This window comes from Thermocoleostomius sinensis A174 (assembly GCF_026802175.1).
Taxonomy (GTDB): domain Bacteria; phylum Cyanobacteriota; class Cyanobacteriia; order Elainellales; family Elainellaceae; genus Thermocoleostomius; species Thermocoleostomius sinensis.
Genome location: NZ_CP113797.1, coordinates 5171939 through 5186955, shown reverse-complemented (window position 1 = coordinate 5186955; position 15017 = coordinate 5171939). Strand labels below are relative to the sequence as shown.

16 protein-coding genes and 2 pseudogenes are annotated in these 15017 nt (G+C 49.0%); 17 read left to right on the top strand and 1 reads right to left on the bottom strand.

What is annotated here, in order from left to right:
• Positions 1-2: 2 nt before the first annotated feature.
• Entirely contained in the window at positions 3-3599 is a 3597-nt protein-coding gene (locus OXH18_RS22365) for a DEAD/DEAH box helicase family protein (RefSeq protein ID WP_268609698.1), read from the top strand.
• A 282-nt stretch (positions 3600-3881) separates the two neighbouring features.
• A complete protein-coding gene (locus OXH18_RS22360) occupies positions 3882-4283 on the top strand; it encodes a YybH family protein (RefSeq protein ID WP_390904405.1) in 402 nt (133 codons plus the stop codon).
• Positions 4284-4326: 43 nt separating this feature from the next.
• Here OXH18_RS22360 and OXH18_RS22355 read toward each other — a convergent pair whose 3' ends face one another.
• Entirely contained in the window at positions 4327-4734 is a 408-nt protein-coding gene (locus OXH18_RS22355; RefSeq protein ID WP_268609695.1) for a RidA family protein, read from the bottom strand.
• 500 nt (positions 4735-5234) lie between these two features.
• On the opposite strand from OXH18_RS22355, the gene OXH18_RS22350 reads away from it, so the two are divergent.
• The 15 genes and pseudogenes from OXH18_RS22350 (at position 5235) to OXH18_RS22285 (ending at position 15000) form a co-directional block, all read left to right on the top strand.
• On the top strand, positions 5235-5471 hold the full coding sequence (locus tag OXH18_RS22350) for an SDR family oxidoreductase (protein WP_268609694.1): 237 nt from the start codon (positions 5235-5237) through the stop codon (positions 5469-5471).
• 63 nt (positions 5472-5534) lie between these two features.
• Complete coding sequence (locus OXH18_RS22345) at positions 5535-6218, top strand: sigma factor-like helix-turn-helix DNA-binding protein (RefSeq protein ID WP_268609693.1); 684 nt, start codon at positions 5535-5537, stop codon at positions 6216-6218.
• Positions 6219-6239: 21 nt separating this feature from the next.
• Positions 6240-7136, top strand: a complete 897-nt coding sequence (locus OXH18_RS22340; RefSeq protein ID WP_268609692.1) for a helix-turn-helix transcriptional regulator — start codon at positions 6240-6242, stop codon at positions 7134-7136.
• A gap of 167 nt (positions 7137-7303) precedes the next feature.
• Positions 7304-7474 carry a hypothetical protein gene (locus OXH18_RS22335; RefSeq protein WP_268609691.1) on the top strand — a complete coding sequence of 57 codons (171 nt, stop codon included), beginning with the start codon at positions 7304-7306 and terminating at the stop codon, positions 7472-7474.
• Between the two features lie 15 nt (positions 7475-7489).
• Entirely contained in the window at positions 7490-7990 is a 501-nt protein-coding gene (locus OXH18_RS22330; protein WP_268609690.1) for a GNAT family N-acetyltransferase, read from the top strand.
• Between the two features lie 403 nt (positions 7991-8393).
• Positions 8394-9059 carry an MBL fold metallo-hydrolase gene (locus OXH18_RS22325; RefSeq protein WP_315874779.1) on the top strand — a complete coding sequence of 222 codons (666 nt, stop codon included), beginning with the start codon at positions 8394-8396 and terminating at the stop codon, positions 9057-9059.
• Positions 9060-9069: 10 nt separating this feature from the next.
• Positions 9070-9789 carry an SDR family NAD(P)-dependent oxidoreductase gene (locus OXH18_RS22320; RefSeq protein WP_268609688.1) on the top strand — a complete coding sequence of 240 codons (720 nt, stop codon included), beginning with the start codon at positions 9070-9072 and terminating at the stop codon, positions 9787-9789.
• Positions 9790-9806: 17 nt separating this feature from the next.
• Positions 9807-11033, top strand: a complete 1227-nt coding sequence (locus OXH18_RS22315) for an MFS transporter (protein ID WP_268609687.1) — start codon at positions 9807-9809, stop codon at positions 11031-11033.
• Positions 11034-11178: 145 nt separating this feature from the next.
• Positions 11179-12048 (top strand): annotated as a pseudogene (locus tag OXH18_RS25390) (EamA family transporter); the annotation flags it as partial.
• Between the two features lie 78 nt (positions 12049-12126).
• Positions 12127-12693, top strand: coding sequence for an MAPEG family protein (locus tag OXH18_RS25575; protein WP_390904404.1), 567 nt, complete (start codon positions 12127-12129; stop codon positions 12691-12693).
• A gap of 26 nt (positions 12694-12719) precedes the next feature.
• Complete coding sequence (locus OXH18_RS22305; protein WP_268609685.1) at positions 12720-13151, top strand: hypothetical protein; 432 nt, start codon at positions 12720-12722, stop codon at positions 13149-13151.
• Positions 13094-13453: pseudogene (locus OXH18_RS22300) on the top strand (anthrone oxygenase family protein); the annotation flags it as partial. The gene OXH18_RS22305 and the pseudogene OXH18_RS22300, both read left to right, overlap by 58 nt.
• Before the next feature lie 238 nt (positions 13454-13691).
• Positions 13692-14021: an ArsR/SmtB family transcription factor gene (locus OXH18_RS22295; RefSeq protein WP_268609683.1), complete on the top strand. Its 330-nt coding sequence runs from the start codon at positions 13692-13694 to the stop codon at positions 14019-14021.
• A 77-nt stretch (positions 14022-14098) separates the two neighbouring features.
• Positions 14099-14464 carry a DUF1428 domain-containing protein gene (locus OXH18_RS22290; RefSeq protein ID WP_268609682.1) on the top strand — a complete coding sequence of 122 codons (366 nt, stop codon included), beginning with the start codon at positions 14099-14101 and terminating at the stop codon, positions 14462-14464.
• 47 nt (positions 14465-14511) lie between these two features.
• The gene (locus tag OXH18_RS22285) at positions 14512-15000 is read left to right on the top strand and encodes a VOC family protein (protein ID WP_268609681.1); all 489 of its coding nucleotides are present in this window, start codon (positions 14512-14514) and stop codon (positions 14998-15000) included.
• Positions 15001-15017: the final 17 nt, after the last annotated feature.

The window sequence follows — 15017 nt, the reverse complement described above, 5'->3', positions numbered from 1 at the left end:
TCATGACCTCCTCAACGCTCAATCCCACCGTTCTCGAACCCCTATTTGCCCCCTGGCAAGAACCCAACGCCCATCGCGTCCGGGTGGAGAAGACCGCTGAAGCGGTTACTACGAACAAAGGGGTTACAAGCAATATTGTGCAGGGACGTAGAGCCTCCCCGATTGAGGTGGTCAATAACCTGCGCTCAGCCGTGCGAGAGTGGCGAGAAGCCTTCTATATCGGTGCCAGCGACACCACGATTCAACTGCTGAATCACTGGTTTAACCGCGCCCACCGTCGTCGTTTCCCCTCCTCGGAGGGGGTAGGGGTGGGTAGTGAAGAATTTGAGTTTCGTTACTACTTCTGCCAGCGAGAAGCGGTCGAGACTCTGATTTACCTCAAGGAAGTCCGTCGTATCGAATGCCTGTCCCAAATCATTGCCGAATTTGGCGGTGCAAATGCGGAATTGCAAGCCCTGGGCATCACCGAAGACGAAGATGCCTGGAGCCGCTACGCCTTCAAACTGGCCACCGGGGCAGGCAAGACCAAAGTCATGAGCCTGTGCATGGTCTGGAGCTACTTTCATGCCCTGCGGGAATCTGACTCGGAGATGGCGCGGCATTTTGTCGTCATTGCCCCCAACCTCACCGTCTACGAACGTCTCAAAGACGACTTTGGCAACGGGCGCGTGTTTGACGAAGACCCGCTAATTCCCCCGGAATGGCGCGGCGATTGGAATTTATCCGTCGTGCTGCAAGACGAAGCCAGCGGTGCGGCAACGGGCGGAACGCTCTACCTCACCAATATCCATCGCCTCTACGACACGGCTAAACGCAAAAAGAAAGCCGAGGAAGACTCCTACGCCTGGATGGGGCCAGTGGTCTCTAAAACTAAAGCCCTCGATACCGGAGCCGCCCTGCGCGATCGCATCACCGCCCATCGTCGCGTTATGGTGCTGAACGACGAAGCCCACCATGTCTGGGATTCTGGTTCCGCCTGGAACGAAGCCATCCGTACCCTGCACGAAACCATCCTGTCTCGCAGCGGTGGCAAACTGGTGGCGCAACTGGATTTTTCCGCCACGCCCAAAGACAACAAAGGGCAACTGTTCAAACACATTGTCTGCGATACGCCCCTGGGTGAAGCGGTGGATGCCGGAATTGTCAAAACTCCCATTATCGGGCAAGCCAGTCGCAAGTTAGTCGAACAAGCCGACGACAACGCTGCCTACCGCTGGGAACAGCATTTGCTTTTGGGTTACGAACGCTGGAAAGCCAGCCAAGCTGAATGGCAAGCCAGCGGCAAAAAGCCTTTACTGTTCATTATGTGCGATGACACCGAAGCGGCGGATCAAATTACCCAACGCTTCAACACCGATCCGCTATTTGAGCAACTCAACGGCAAAACCATCAACCTGCACACCAACCTGAAGGGCAAACTCAAAAAAGTCGGACGGGGCAAGGATGCCCGCTATGAATTTGTCGAAGATGAAAAAGCCATCAGCGACGATGACCTGAAGGCACTGCGAAAACTCAGCCGGGAACTGGATAGCAATGCCAGTCCCTATTTCTGCATTGTCTCGGTGCTGATGCTGCGGGAAGGCTGGGACGTGCGAAATGTGACAACGATCGTGCCCCTGCGTCCCTACAGTTCCAAGGCTAATATTTTGCCGGAACAAACCCTGGGACGGGGCTTACGCCGTATGACTCCCCCCGGTCAAGCCAATGAACTGGTGACAGTAGTGGAACATCCCGCCTTTGCCAGCCTCTATCAGCAAGAACTGGCTCAGGAAGGGTTGCCGCTGGAAATTGTGGAACTCGATCGCGTTCCCGCCACGACCATTTCCATCTTCCCCGACGAGAGCCACAAAGATGTGAATGCCCTGAATATCCAGATTCCCACCCTTTCCGCAGGTTTTCGGATTGTGCCCAAGCTGGAAGGCTTGACGATTCAAGATGTGAAAAAAGCGTTTAAGCGGTTTCAGCCGTTGCCTTTTGGGATGACTAAAGTCATCACTACAAACCCGGAGTTTGTAGTAATCACTTCAGTGGTTAATGATGTTACTGGTGAGCCGACTTCAGTCGGCACTACGAACAATACAATCGAGTACGAAGGGCGACACCTGTTTACGGGCGAAGTGGTGGAGAAATTACAACTCAATCTACCCCTATTGGCATCGGGAATCGGTGCGGTTTCCTACTATGTCAAGCAACTGGAAACCATTTGCAAGCTACGGGGACTCCATCCCATCCTAGCTCCTCTGATTCAAACCTTCCTGGAAGAAATCCTGTTTAAGCAGAAAACCACCCTGTTCGATCCGGCTCTGGTGGCTCGCTTAGCCGACTCCGATGTGGGAGAACACCTGCGGGCAGTGTTTGTCCCCCTGATCCGCAGCCGCACCACCACCACGGAAGAACGGCTGATCGTCGAACCGCCCAAATCCCTGAATGCCTGGAAACCCTATCAAGTCACCCTGAGCGAACGCCGTCCCGCCCTGGAAGCCGCAAAGACCCTGTTCAATCTCGTCACCTGTAATCGGGAGTTAGAAGTGGTCGTGGCGAAGTTCTGCGATCGCGCCCCTGATGTAGCTGCTTTTGCCAAAAACGCCGGATCGCAGTGCTTGCGAATTGATTATCTTGCAAATGGAGACAGACTTGCCTTTTACACCCCTGATTTCTTTGTCCGAACGATTGATGGTCACTATTATCTGGTAGAAACCAAAGGACGAGAAGATCGGGATGTACCGTTGAAAGCAAAAGCCGCGATCGCCTGGTGTGAGGCTGCTTCTGGGATGGGGATGACGACTGAAGTCGCCACTACAAACCAAAACGTTCGTAGTGCTGACTTTAGTCAGCAAAAAGCAGGCACATGGCACTATCTCTACATTCCTCAAGGCGTATTTGAACGCATGGCAGGTGATACCGTTGCTGAACTGGCTCGTGCCTGTGCCCCTGCCTTACAAAACCTGCTCCAATCTGAGGAGTTTCAGGACTTGCCGCTGTTTGTGAATTTGGGGCAGGTGGATGAAGAAGCCTCCGCTGTCGATAGCCTGATTAATCCAGCCATTCTCAATGCCCTGCCTTCCCGCTATCGCCGTGCTGCCGATCAGTCTGTCATGCTCTATCGCTTCTTTGAAAACAAAGAGGGGATGAATTATGCCCCTGTTTTTACCGCTCTGTTGGGTTCGATCGATGAAGTGGCGAAAGGCTTCCTGGTACGGCGACTGCAACCAGAAATGCCCGTCACCGTAGATGACCAAAAAGCCTGGTTTGCTCCCTATCTGGGCGGCGTTGACCGTAAAGCAGAGGACTATTACCGCAAATTGGCACAAAATCTGAAACGAACGTTGGTGTTCAATAATGGCTTGTCGCTCATTGGCTTGCTGCGATCGTGTCTGGATTATGCGCTGAATGACACCACGAAAATCGGTGGTGTGTTTGAAGCCTTACAAACTCAGTTGCGGTTTCAGGGTGGGCGTAAGTTTTTGGAAACCGTCACCCGCATCAACGACTTTCGGAACACCTACATTGCTCACCAGGAACAGGAGTTGACTGATAAAAACCTGGCTGAACAGGAACTCAAAATCTGGATTGAGGCATTGCATATGATTGGAAAGTAAGCAAGATGTAGTTGCCAAGCGAGATAACAAATCGTTGGCGTAGCCTCTCCGCAGGAGTTAGGAGCCGACCGCCGAAGGGTTATCTGTGAGCATCAAAGGCGATCTGCGGCGGCTCATCTCAATCGATACACAGCGGAGCAGCAGAGTTTGGGCATCTGAAACCATCAATTTATGAAATCGGAGCACCTCAATGATTTTTCTAAAAAAGGCAGGGATGGTATTGTCAGAATACTCAGTTAATTATCAAAAGAGAGAATTTAGATGAATAAATAATCTGAATGAATTGGGGAGTTTTCGTTAAAAGATAAGGAGTCGATTAACTCCCTTCGCGCAAAACAGATTTTCGCCATTGAGAATGGCGACGCAAATTCCTATCGTGCTCTTTGTACTGACGACATCTTACTGATGCTGCAAGGAAATGATGTTGTCGCTGGCAAATCAGACTTCTATGAAACTGAGTTGAAGCTGTTCAGCAACGTCAAGTTTGAATCAATCAAGCAAACTCCGATTCGCATCGAACGGCAGGGTAATTTGGCTGTCGAGGTTAGACTACAAGAACTAGTTGTTGCTGCGTCCGCAGAGTCTCCCAAGGATTACAAAAGCGATCGCAAGTATTCTCACGTCTTGCGAAAAACCATTGATGGATGGTGCTTTGCAGTTCTCATGTCCAACAACAGTGAGTAATTTTTGCGATGTGCCACTAACTGATGTGCTTCAATAGGGTGAACTAGTTTTTATCAGGCAACACTGCTTCAGCTTCAAGCTCGACTAACCATTCCGGTTCCGATAAACCGCAAACAAGCACCCAGGAAGTAGCCGGAGGATTGACAGGGAAGCGTTCTAATAAAGCCTCTGTAATCTTTTGCTGATCATTCTTTGCCGAATCCACAATGTAGATACGCAAAACCACAACATACGAAAGGTCAGCATCAATCTCAGCGAGAATTGCTTCTATGTTGTTTAGAGCTACCGTGATCTGAGTAGAAATATCGGTGCCTACAGTATTTTCCTCTGCATCGACTCCGACTTGTCCTGATAAAACAACTCGTCGCCCACTTGGAACAATTACCGCTTGACTGAAGCCATATTGTAATGAATTGAACACCGTTTTAGGGTTAATTACAGTTCTCTGCATGAAGGCTCCTTGTTTGGCATGAAGAGTCGTCAGTTGTGGCTGTTGGAGGTGTAGATCCCGAATGAGATGCTGGTATGGCGAATGTTATGACCATCGAAATACTGAATGGGCGCATTCACAAGTTCTGCACCAAAAGATGTTCCGTAGCAAATAAAGTATCGCGCTTTCTCCACTTGCTGTAGCCTTTTCAGGGTAGCGATCGTTTCCTTACTCTGCTTCACCCAATTGAATCACCCAATCGAATGAAGAACATCGCCGCGGCAATCAGATAAGCTGACTACTTTCCTCTATCTTTTACCCAAGTAATCGAAAGTGAGTTCGCCTTCGTGTTTACCGTTCAAGATGGTTTAATGATTCGTTATCAACTGTTTGAAGATAGCTTTGCGGTAGCGCAGGCAGCACAAGGCTAGACAAAAACCTCTAGATTGATGCTCGACTTGTCACAACAAAAGATGCTCTCTCGTCTTATTTGTGAATGCGTCATCTTCAGGAGTTGAGGAATGAAAATCTTTGTTGCAGGTGCAACCGGAGCGATCGGTCGTCCGCTGATTGCCCAATTGCTGGCTCAAGGACATGATGTGGTAGGGTTGACTCGCTCTTCAGAAAAAGCCAGGACTTTAGCTGAACAAGGGGCGGAAGCGGCGATTGCCGATGTGTTTGATGCCGATGCAATTCACAGCGTCATCGCAATCTGCCAGATCCTATTTGTCCACGATTATGACTCGCCTTTGCATTGATCATCTCCGGTCTGCCCGTGTGCGACGAGAACAGTACATTGGGCCGTGTTACCAGAACCCATCTTGACTCAACAAACTGGTGATCCAACTGCTCAGGTGGAGTTAGCTGACTCGCTTGCGATGGCATTTTTAGTCGTGCTGGAGCGATTGTCACCGATCGAACGAGCTGTATTTTTGCTGCGGGATGTGTTTGAGTATGACTATGACGAAATTGCTCAGATGGTTGGGAAAAGTCCAGCCAATTGTCGTCAAATCTTGCGGCGATCGCGACAACACATTACCTCTCAACGTCCCCGCTTTCCAGTTTCCCGCCAGCAACAGGAGCAGGTTGCAGACCAATTCCTGGAAGCCTATACCCAGGGCAATTTACAAGATCTGCTGTTGCTTTTGGCAAAGGATGTCACCTTCTGGTCGGATGGAGGGGGGCAGGTAACAGCAGCTCTGAAACCTTTGCAGGGTGCGATGAAAGTCGCTCGATTCTTTTTAGCTATCCGCCGCAAGTGGTTGATCACACCCGTTGCTCAGGTCGTGGAGGTTAATGGACAACCGGGTATCGTCATCATGGCAGAAGGTTGCGTTCAAAGTGTGATGACCTTTGAGATTGTAGACGGTTGCATTCAATCCATCTACACCATGCGAAACCCGGAAAAATTGCAGCAGTTTACCGACGCTCTTTCCGCAACACCCCGCGATCGCAGGAAGTCTGTTAATATAAAGTCATTTCGACTACATATAAAAACATCTTAGCTGGACAGGGGGCTGTGAGTCATGGCGACAAGCGAAGCGCTGAAGATTCATCTAACTGGGGAAGAGCTTTCAAAGCTCTATCCAAACAAGGCACTGCTGTCCAACGATTCGACGGATTGGGGTGGACTTTACCTGCACTATTACCGCCAGCCTCCCTTCGAAATGGTGGAGCATTTCTGTCCTCAGCATCGGCTGGTGATTCACAATCGCACTTTACAGTCGCCCATCGTTGAAACTTTTGAGGGGAAAAAATATCTCAATCTGGCGAGTCCTGGAACCGTGAGAGTGTTGACTGCCAATGCTCGCACCTCAGCATATTGGGAGTCAGAGCATCAGTTCATGATGCTGGCATTTGAACCAGAGTTATTGACACGGCAACTCACCGATACAACGGAGTCCAACCCTGTAGAACTGCTGCCCATCATCAACCCGTCCGACCCTTTGATTTACCACATTGGGCTAACGCTAATTGCAGAATTGAAATCAGGTAGTATGGGAGGGCGTTTGTATGTCGATGCTATGAAAATCGCATTAATGGCGCATCTGTTAAGACATTATTCTGTTCGCAACTATGCTCTGTCATCAATCACCAACGGTTTATCTCGACATACACTACGACAAGTAGTGGACTATATTCATGATCATCTCGATCAAAATCTATCACTAGAAATGTTAGCCAAGATCGCGCACATGAGTCCGAGTTATTTCTCCCGATTGTTCAAACAATCGACTGGATTATCGCCGCATCAGTATGTGATTCAGTGCCGCATCGATCGGGCTAAACAGTTGCTGCGACAGGGCAAACTCAGTATTGCAGAAATTGCTCACTCTTTAGGCTTTACGCATCAGAGCCATCTCAACTATCACTTCAAACGCTCAGTTGGCAGCAGTCCTAAAGCATTTCTCAAAAGTCAATAAGAATCTGCTCAAAAGTACAGGAATTTGCAAGACTTTGGAGAAACTGTTTTCTATTATTAGTTTATAAAGATTTTTCTTTATAAAGTCACTGTATCGAGCCGCAAAGCAAAAGGTTGAAACGGCTCAGCGCAATGCCCCCGCCACAGTTTTTGTACACCCAGTTTCTTATGTCCAAATTGGAGGTCATGATGAAGGTTTTCAATTTTAGTCATTCAATTCAGCTCGTTGTCCTGACGGCTCTCGTTACCCTGGCATTACCAATAGACAGTACAACGTTTGCTGCTAGTGGCGGCTTCTGCCGAGGTACACAGTCGAGTGCTCCGGTGTGCGATCGGTAAGCTCCCTGATTAGCCATGAATATGAAAATTCGCCAAGAAGTTGCTTCTGATGTTGAAACCATTAGATTTTTAATATCAGAAGCATTCCTCAATGCGCCCCATACTAGCCACACTGAGCATGTAATTGTTGATGCGTTGCGGAATTCAGGAAACCTAACCATTTCTCTTGTTGCCGAAGTAAATTGTCAAGTTATTGGACATGTAGCCATATCTCCGGTTTCCATTTCCGATGGCAGTCAGAATTGGTACGGTCTTGGCCCGATCGCTGTCATTCCTGAATATCAAGGCAGGGGCATTGGGTCACAGCTTGTAGAACAGGCATTGGCTAGCCTGCGCGATCGAGGTGCATCTGGGTGTGTGTTGGTAGGCAACCCTGAGTACTATAGCCGTTTTGGTTTCAAGGCAGAGCCGAGTCTGGTTCTACCAAACATTCCACCTGAATACTTCCAGGTAATTTCATTTGGCACACGAATACCCAGTGGAATTGTCTCATATCATGAATCATTTAATGTGTAGTAACACGTCTGGCAATGTACAAATACTCACATCTTGCACCTTTTCTGGAATCTGCCCTCGAATCAATTCGGGGCTAAGAACGAAAGTCCGTTGAAACGGACTGAATCCCGGATTGAGCGGGAATTTCAACCCATTTGAACCGGTTTGAGCGATTAGCCCACCTGGTGAGTTGGCTGCGATGGAGCCAACTGATGCTATTGCTGCACTGATAAAACACTGAAATCATGGCAGCAAATTTCAGAGAAGCAAATGCAACAAACCTTGAAGAACAATCTCAGAGAGGAACTTTAACATGAGCATTCAACCATTCATAAATGGAAGTTCTGCAACTTCTAATCCGGCAGGTAATGGCTCCATTTCAACAGATTATCAGCAATGGGTTTGCACTACTTGCGGCTACAACATGATAGATGAGATGCCAGATGTCTGCCCCTTTTGTGGCGCAACCCATGATCATTTTGTCGCTTGGGATGAGGCAGAGCGAACCTATCGCGTCACTCCATACCGCGTCAATGAGTATGTCACACAATTGCTGTCTGTGCCTCGTCTGGGGTTTGAACACGCAGCTTATCGCATAGAAACCAAGGAGGGTGCGGTTTGGATTGATTGTCCATCCGCATTTAATCGAGACTTGGAGCCAATCGAGGCAATCTACTTTACCCACAAGGATTTCATGGGTGCATCCAACCAATATCGTGAACTTTGGGGCGCAAAAGTCCATCTGCACGCGCTGGATGCCAAGATTCCGATCGCTAAACCCTTTCCGGTCGATCGCCCCTTTGACAGTGACTTTACCGAACGTGGCATTGAAGCGTTCCATATTGGTGGACACTCACCGGGCTTCACGTTGTACATCTACCGCAAGGTGTTGTTTATCTGTGACTACGCCTTTCCACCCGGATCTCAAATGCGACTCAATCCGTTTGGGCCGCAACAAGAGACCCGCGATCAAGCGGCCCGAATACTAGAGGTGATTTCCGGGCGAACACTGGAGACGGTCTGCGGCTACAACTTCATTACGGAATTTGAGAGCTGGCGTGAAGATTTCAAACACCTACTTACAGTTTGAGCGGTAACAAATGAAGAATATTTTGATTTTGGGAGCAAGCCGAGGATTAGGAGATGCTCTCAGCCGAGGGCTACCTCAAGCCGGAGATACAGCATGGTTAGTATCGCGAGGTAAACCGCAGAGCCTCATGCAGCAAGATGCTGTGAACCGCATCTGGATTGAAGCCGATCTGTCCTCTAATACTACCAGCCAACAGATCGTTGCAGCACTGGACGGACAAAAGTTGGATGCGTTGGTCTACAACGTCGGCATTTGGGAATCAACGGCGTTTAGTGATGATTACGACTTTGAAGAGATTAACCCAGTTGACCATGAGCGAATCTTACAGGTCAACCTTCTGTCGGCAATCCACTGTATTCAAGCGGTTCTACCCAATCTCAGGCAGGCGAACCATGCCAAAATCATCCTGATTGGTTCGATTTCTGGAGTTGAGAACACAGGTTCTCCAGAGGTTGCCTATGTGGCCTCTAAGTTTGGTGTGCGGGGAATTGCCCACGCTCTCCGTGAAAATCTGCGGGCAGATGGCATTGCGGTCACCTGCATGAATCCTGGCATGATTGCGACAGAAGTTCCCTATGCGGCAGGGATTGATCAAGCATTGGCTCAGTTCAACGGTATTCAGATCCCGGTTCACGACGTGGTGGCGATCGCCCGATGCATTTTGTCTCTCTCCCATGCTTCTTGTGTCAAGGAAATCTCTATGCCTGCAATGGCAGACACCTGGGCCTAAAAGGAGACTTGATTAATATGTTAATCCCCTCGTTGCCCCAACTTAGCCCCCAAGTCTGGGTACTGGTAGCGGGACGGTTTCTCTCTCAGATTGGCTCTGGAGTTGTGCTGTTCTATGTGCCCATCTATTTCGTGAATCAGGTTGGGCTATCCGCAACAGCAGTCGGCATCGGCTTGAGTAGTGGTGCGATCGCCAGTGCCGTTGGCTATTTCCTGGCAGGTTCCATGACCGATTCTCGCGTCTGGGGTTGTCGCCGTACTCTCATCCTCTCCTGCATCATCTCTATCCTGGCAGATGGAGTCTTTTGGTTTGCCCACAGTTTCCCATTCCTGATTCTGGCGAACCTGTTGATGGGGCTGGGAGACAGCCTTTATTGGCCAGCATCGGGTGCTGCCATTACAGACCGATCGCAGGATAGCCAGCGAGAAGAAGCCTTTGCTGTTTCTGGCTTGGCGGATTCTTTGGGTTCAGGGTTAGGCATCGTGTTAGGTGGAATGCTGATTTCTATTGCCAACTCTTACCAACTGCTGTTTATCGTCGATGGGTTGACGTTTTTCATCTTTTTGATAGTGCTGACCATTATGCTCAAGGACAGTCGCCAAGCTCAACCCTCTCCTGATGATGCTCGAACGGGTCTCAAAGCGTGGAAGGTGGCGTTGTTAAATCCTCTTTTTTTAGTGTTTGCGATCGCCAACATCCTGTTCACCACTTACATCAATTTGATGGAAAGCACGATGCCGCTCTACTTTACTAACTTCGTTCATCACTCTACAGCAACAGGTATGACTCCAGGGAATGTTGGGGTTTTATTTTCAGGATATGTGTTATTGGCTGCGCTTTGTCAGTTGCCAATGGTTCGCCTCTTGCAAAACTATCACCGAGTTTATGTCTTGATGCTGTCAATGGTGTTGTGGGGAATTGGCTTTTTGCTGGTCTGGTTTGCAGGAATTTCAAACGGAGGACAAATGGTATTTGCTGTGCTGGCGATCGCACTGTTGGCAATTGCAAATATTACTTACAACCCCTTCGCAGTAGCCCTGGTGACGGAACTTGCACCCAGACCTTCTCTTGGAATTTATCTAGCTCTGAATGCTCAATGTTGGACAGTTGGCTATTTGGTTGGCCCTTTGATTGGAGGGTGGGCACTGGCTCAAAATCAGGAAACCGCTTCTGGATTATGGGCTGCTGCTAGCTTCAGTACACTCATTGGAGTCGCAATACTGAGGCAACTTGAAACGTTTTAAACCAAGAAGCTTCTTTCAAAAGAATAAGAAGGCAAAATATTTTTCTATTGAGAAAAAGTGATTATGTCTCAACGGTTTTTCCACAGCAAAAGCCACCGTGCGTGGTTAATTTCAAATTTGATGGTGCAGCTCTACGGTGATATATATGAAGGCAGCTAAAGTTCACCTGTCTGATATTCTGCTGACGGCTCTAGCACCAATGAGTTGGGGAACGACCTATATTGTGGCAACGGAGCTTCTGCCGCCGAACCATCCGTTGTTGGTGGCTAGCTTGCGATCGCTACCCATCGGGATTCTGCTCATCGCCTGGTTAAAGCAACTGCCAAAAGGGATCTGGTGGTGGCGGATTTTGCTCTTAGGTAGCCTCAATATCGGCATCTTTCAAGCCCTACTGTTCGTGGCAGCTTATCGCCTTCCTGGCGGTGTTGCAGCAACCGCAGGCGCAATCCAGCCGTTACTAGTCGTCTGGTTCTCCTGGGTGATCTTGCATGAGAAACCGTCTAAGCGGTCAATTACGGCGGCGATCGCGGGCTTTGCAGGAGTCGGGTTGTTAGTTGTGAGTCCTGCTGCACGACTGGATGGGGTAGGTATTCTTGCCGCGCTTGCTGGTGCCGCCACAATGGGTCTGGGAGTCGTCCTCGTTAAGCGGTGGAAACGCCCTGTTTCTCTACTGGTCTTTACCGCATGGCAATTAACTGTTGGTGGTTTGGTTCTGCTGCCTATTGCCCTGACGATCGAAGGATCTATTACTCATCTCTCAACCACAAACCTATTAGGTTTCGTTTATCTAGGTGTGGTCGGCACTGGAATGGCTTATGCCCTTTGGTTCCGGGGGCTTGATAAACTCAAAGCCTCGGCCGTTTCCTATCTAGGATTGCTCAGCCCGGTCGTTGCAACCTCGCTTGGATTCGTCTTACTCCAACAAACATTCACACTCATTCAACTGTTCGGAATCGCGATCGTTCTAATCAGTGTTTTGATTGGACAACAATCGAATCAATCCCATCAACCAAACTACACTCCTCACAGTTCATCGCATTCCCTTATTAAGGTTGAATCACAATCTCGAGAAAAGTTACTTAGGAGACGATCCATGACCAGACAACCCGAAGTGCAAGTCAATCTGCAAAAAGAAGAACTCGCCATTCGAAAGGCTGGTGCTCTGTCGCTTATTGTCAGTGCCCTTAGCTTAGGAATTGGCTATTTCACATTGCCGGTCTGGTTTGAGTTTCCGACCTCGCTAGTGAACCGGTTAGCCTTCGCCATTCAGGCGAGCCTGTTTGTGCTGCTTTGGGTGCTGGTGGGGGTGATGATGGTGTCAATGGGACGACGGAAATCACTGGCGGATGTGGGCGGCGCGGCAGCCGGGCCACCCAGCGATAAGATTGCGGTGCAGGTGGCGTTTCTGCAAAATACGCTGGAGCAGGCGGTACTTGCAGTTGGTGCTTACCTGGCTCTGGCGACCCTACTCAGCGGGCCGTGGCTGTCGCTGATTGTGACGGCGGTGATGCTGTTTGCGGTGGGGCGGCTCCTGTTTTTGATTGGCTATCACCGCGATCACCGAGGTGCCCAAGGGCGTGCCTTGGGCATGTCCCTGACCATGTTGCCGACTCTGGCCGGATATGTGCTGGCAATCGCCTTGATCATCATCCCGTCATGACGACTTCAATTAGGAAAGGAGATATCATGTCTGAATCCATTCTGCTGATCAACACAATGCAAATTCGTCAAGGAGAACTAGAAGATTTTCAGGAGAGCGTGAAGCGATCGATTGAATTTGTAGAAACCAACGGGCCTCAATTGTTGGTTGAGGTTTACGTTGACGAGGAGAATCTGCAAGCCTACAGCGTTCAGTTCTATCCTGATTCGGAATCTATGCTGTTTCACTGGCAGATATCTGATCCGTACATCCATGATGTGATGAAACACAGTACAGTCAGACGATTAGATATTTACGGTCAACCCAATCATGCGGTGATGGAGGGAATCCGATCGTTTGCCAAGAATGAAATTATTGTATCCATAACGCCTCATTTCGTTGGCTTTCACCGTTTTCAACCCAAGGAATCGCTGCGATGCAATCGATCAACATTACGGCGATTAATCCGTTATTCATGATCACGTTGTTTGGAACGGCTCTCACTCGCCTCTTTCTAGCGATCGCCGTTCTGTTCAAGTGGCAGCAACCGAGTGCCTTCTATTTGCTGGCAGGTAGTCTGCTTTACCTCGTTGGCACAATCACAGTGACGATCGCATTCAATGTGCCGCTGAATGATGCGTTGGCGGGCGTGAAGCCCGATAGTCCAGAAGAAGCAACACTCTGGGCGAAATATCTGACCGATTGGACATTCTGGAACCATGTTCGGACAATCGCAGCATTGGCAGCGGCAGCATTATTCACAGTCCTGTCGTTAAAGTAGCTCCAGTACCCTATTGGTCTAACATTTCTCTCAGTTGATCATGCAATTTTTTAACGACAGCCGCTGCATTTTGCAGTTGGAATGATGATTACAATCTCAATGCATCAATAGCGTAGATGAGAGCTTAGACGATCGACAAAACCTTACAAAAGTTTACCAGAACAGTAGAGATTGCCCTTGACAGATCAAAGTAGTACATTTAACCTATTAGTTAATTAACTGCGCGGTTAAATTTCAAGTGTCTACGGATTCCCTGAGTGTCACCCTTGCTGCCCTCGCTGACCCCACCCGTCGAGCAATTTTAGCGCAACTTGCTCAGGGAGAAGCGACCGTCACAGAGCTCGCCGAACCCTTTGAGATGAGCCTACCTGCCATCTCCAAACATCTCAAAGTATTGGAACGTGCTCAACTGATTACCCGCAGCCGAGATGCCCAATGGCGACCCTGCCACCTCAATCCGGAACCGCTGAAGGATTTAGCAGACTGGCTGGAACACTATCGCCAATTTTGGGAACACAGTTTCGATCGCCTGGATGAATATTTACAAGAATTACAGTCAACTGAATAAACCTAGAATCGCAAAAATAATGTGATTCGTGCAATTGCATAGACAAACATTGCAACTCTATTGCAAGGAGAAATCTAATGCCTTACGTTGATGGTTTTGTTTTAGCGGTTCCTTCAGCTAACAAAGAAGTTTACAAGCAATATGCAGAGGACGCAGCGATTATATTTAAGGAACACGGGGCACTCAAGGTAGTCGAATGTTGGGGTGATGACGTTCCTGAAGGTAAAGTTACATCATTTCCTTTAGCTGTTCAGCGTCAGGCAGACGAAACAGTTTGCTTTGCTTGGATTGTGTGGCCCTCACGCGAAGTCAGAGATGAGGGCATGAAGAAAGTCATGGCAGACCCACGCAGTATGCAGCCTGAAAAGAATCCCAATGCTGAAATGCCGTTCGATGGCAAGCGGATGATCTATGGTGGCTTCGAGATGGTTGTTGATGTGTAGCTTTTGAAATCAGCGACTTAAAGACAGAGATTTAACCGGAGAATCCAATGCTAACAACTCAAAAAATTGTCCCTTGTTTGTGGTTCAACGGCGACGCTGAAGAAGCGGCTAAATTCTATGTTTCGTTACTGCCAGATTCGCGCATCGATCGTATTTTGAAGTCTCCTATTGACACGCCGAGTGGACCCGCTGGCATGGTCTTGACGGTCGAATTCACGTTGGCTGGTATGCAATACGTGGGGCTAAACGGTGGCCCGCAGTTTCCGTTCACTGAGGCTGTGTCGTTTCAAATCCATTGTGATGACCAGCCTGAAGTCGATCGCCTATGGTCTGCTCTCGCAGAGGGTGGATCAGAAGTTGCCTGCGGATGGGTCAAAGATCGGTGGGGACTCTCTTGGCAGATTGTACCCAAGCGGATGATCGAATTACTCAACGATCGCGACACGGAACGCGCACGACGAGCGCAGGAAGCAATGATGAAAATGGTAAAGATTGACATCGCCACAATTGAGCGTGCAGCGGACGGAATCAGTTAGCCATTAGAAACTGGAAT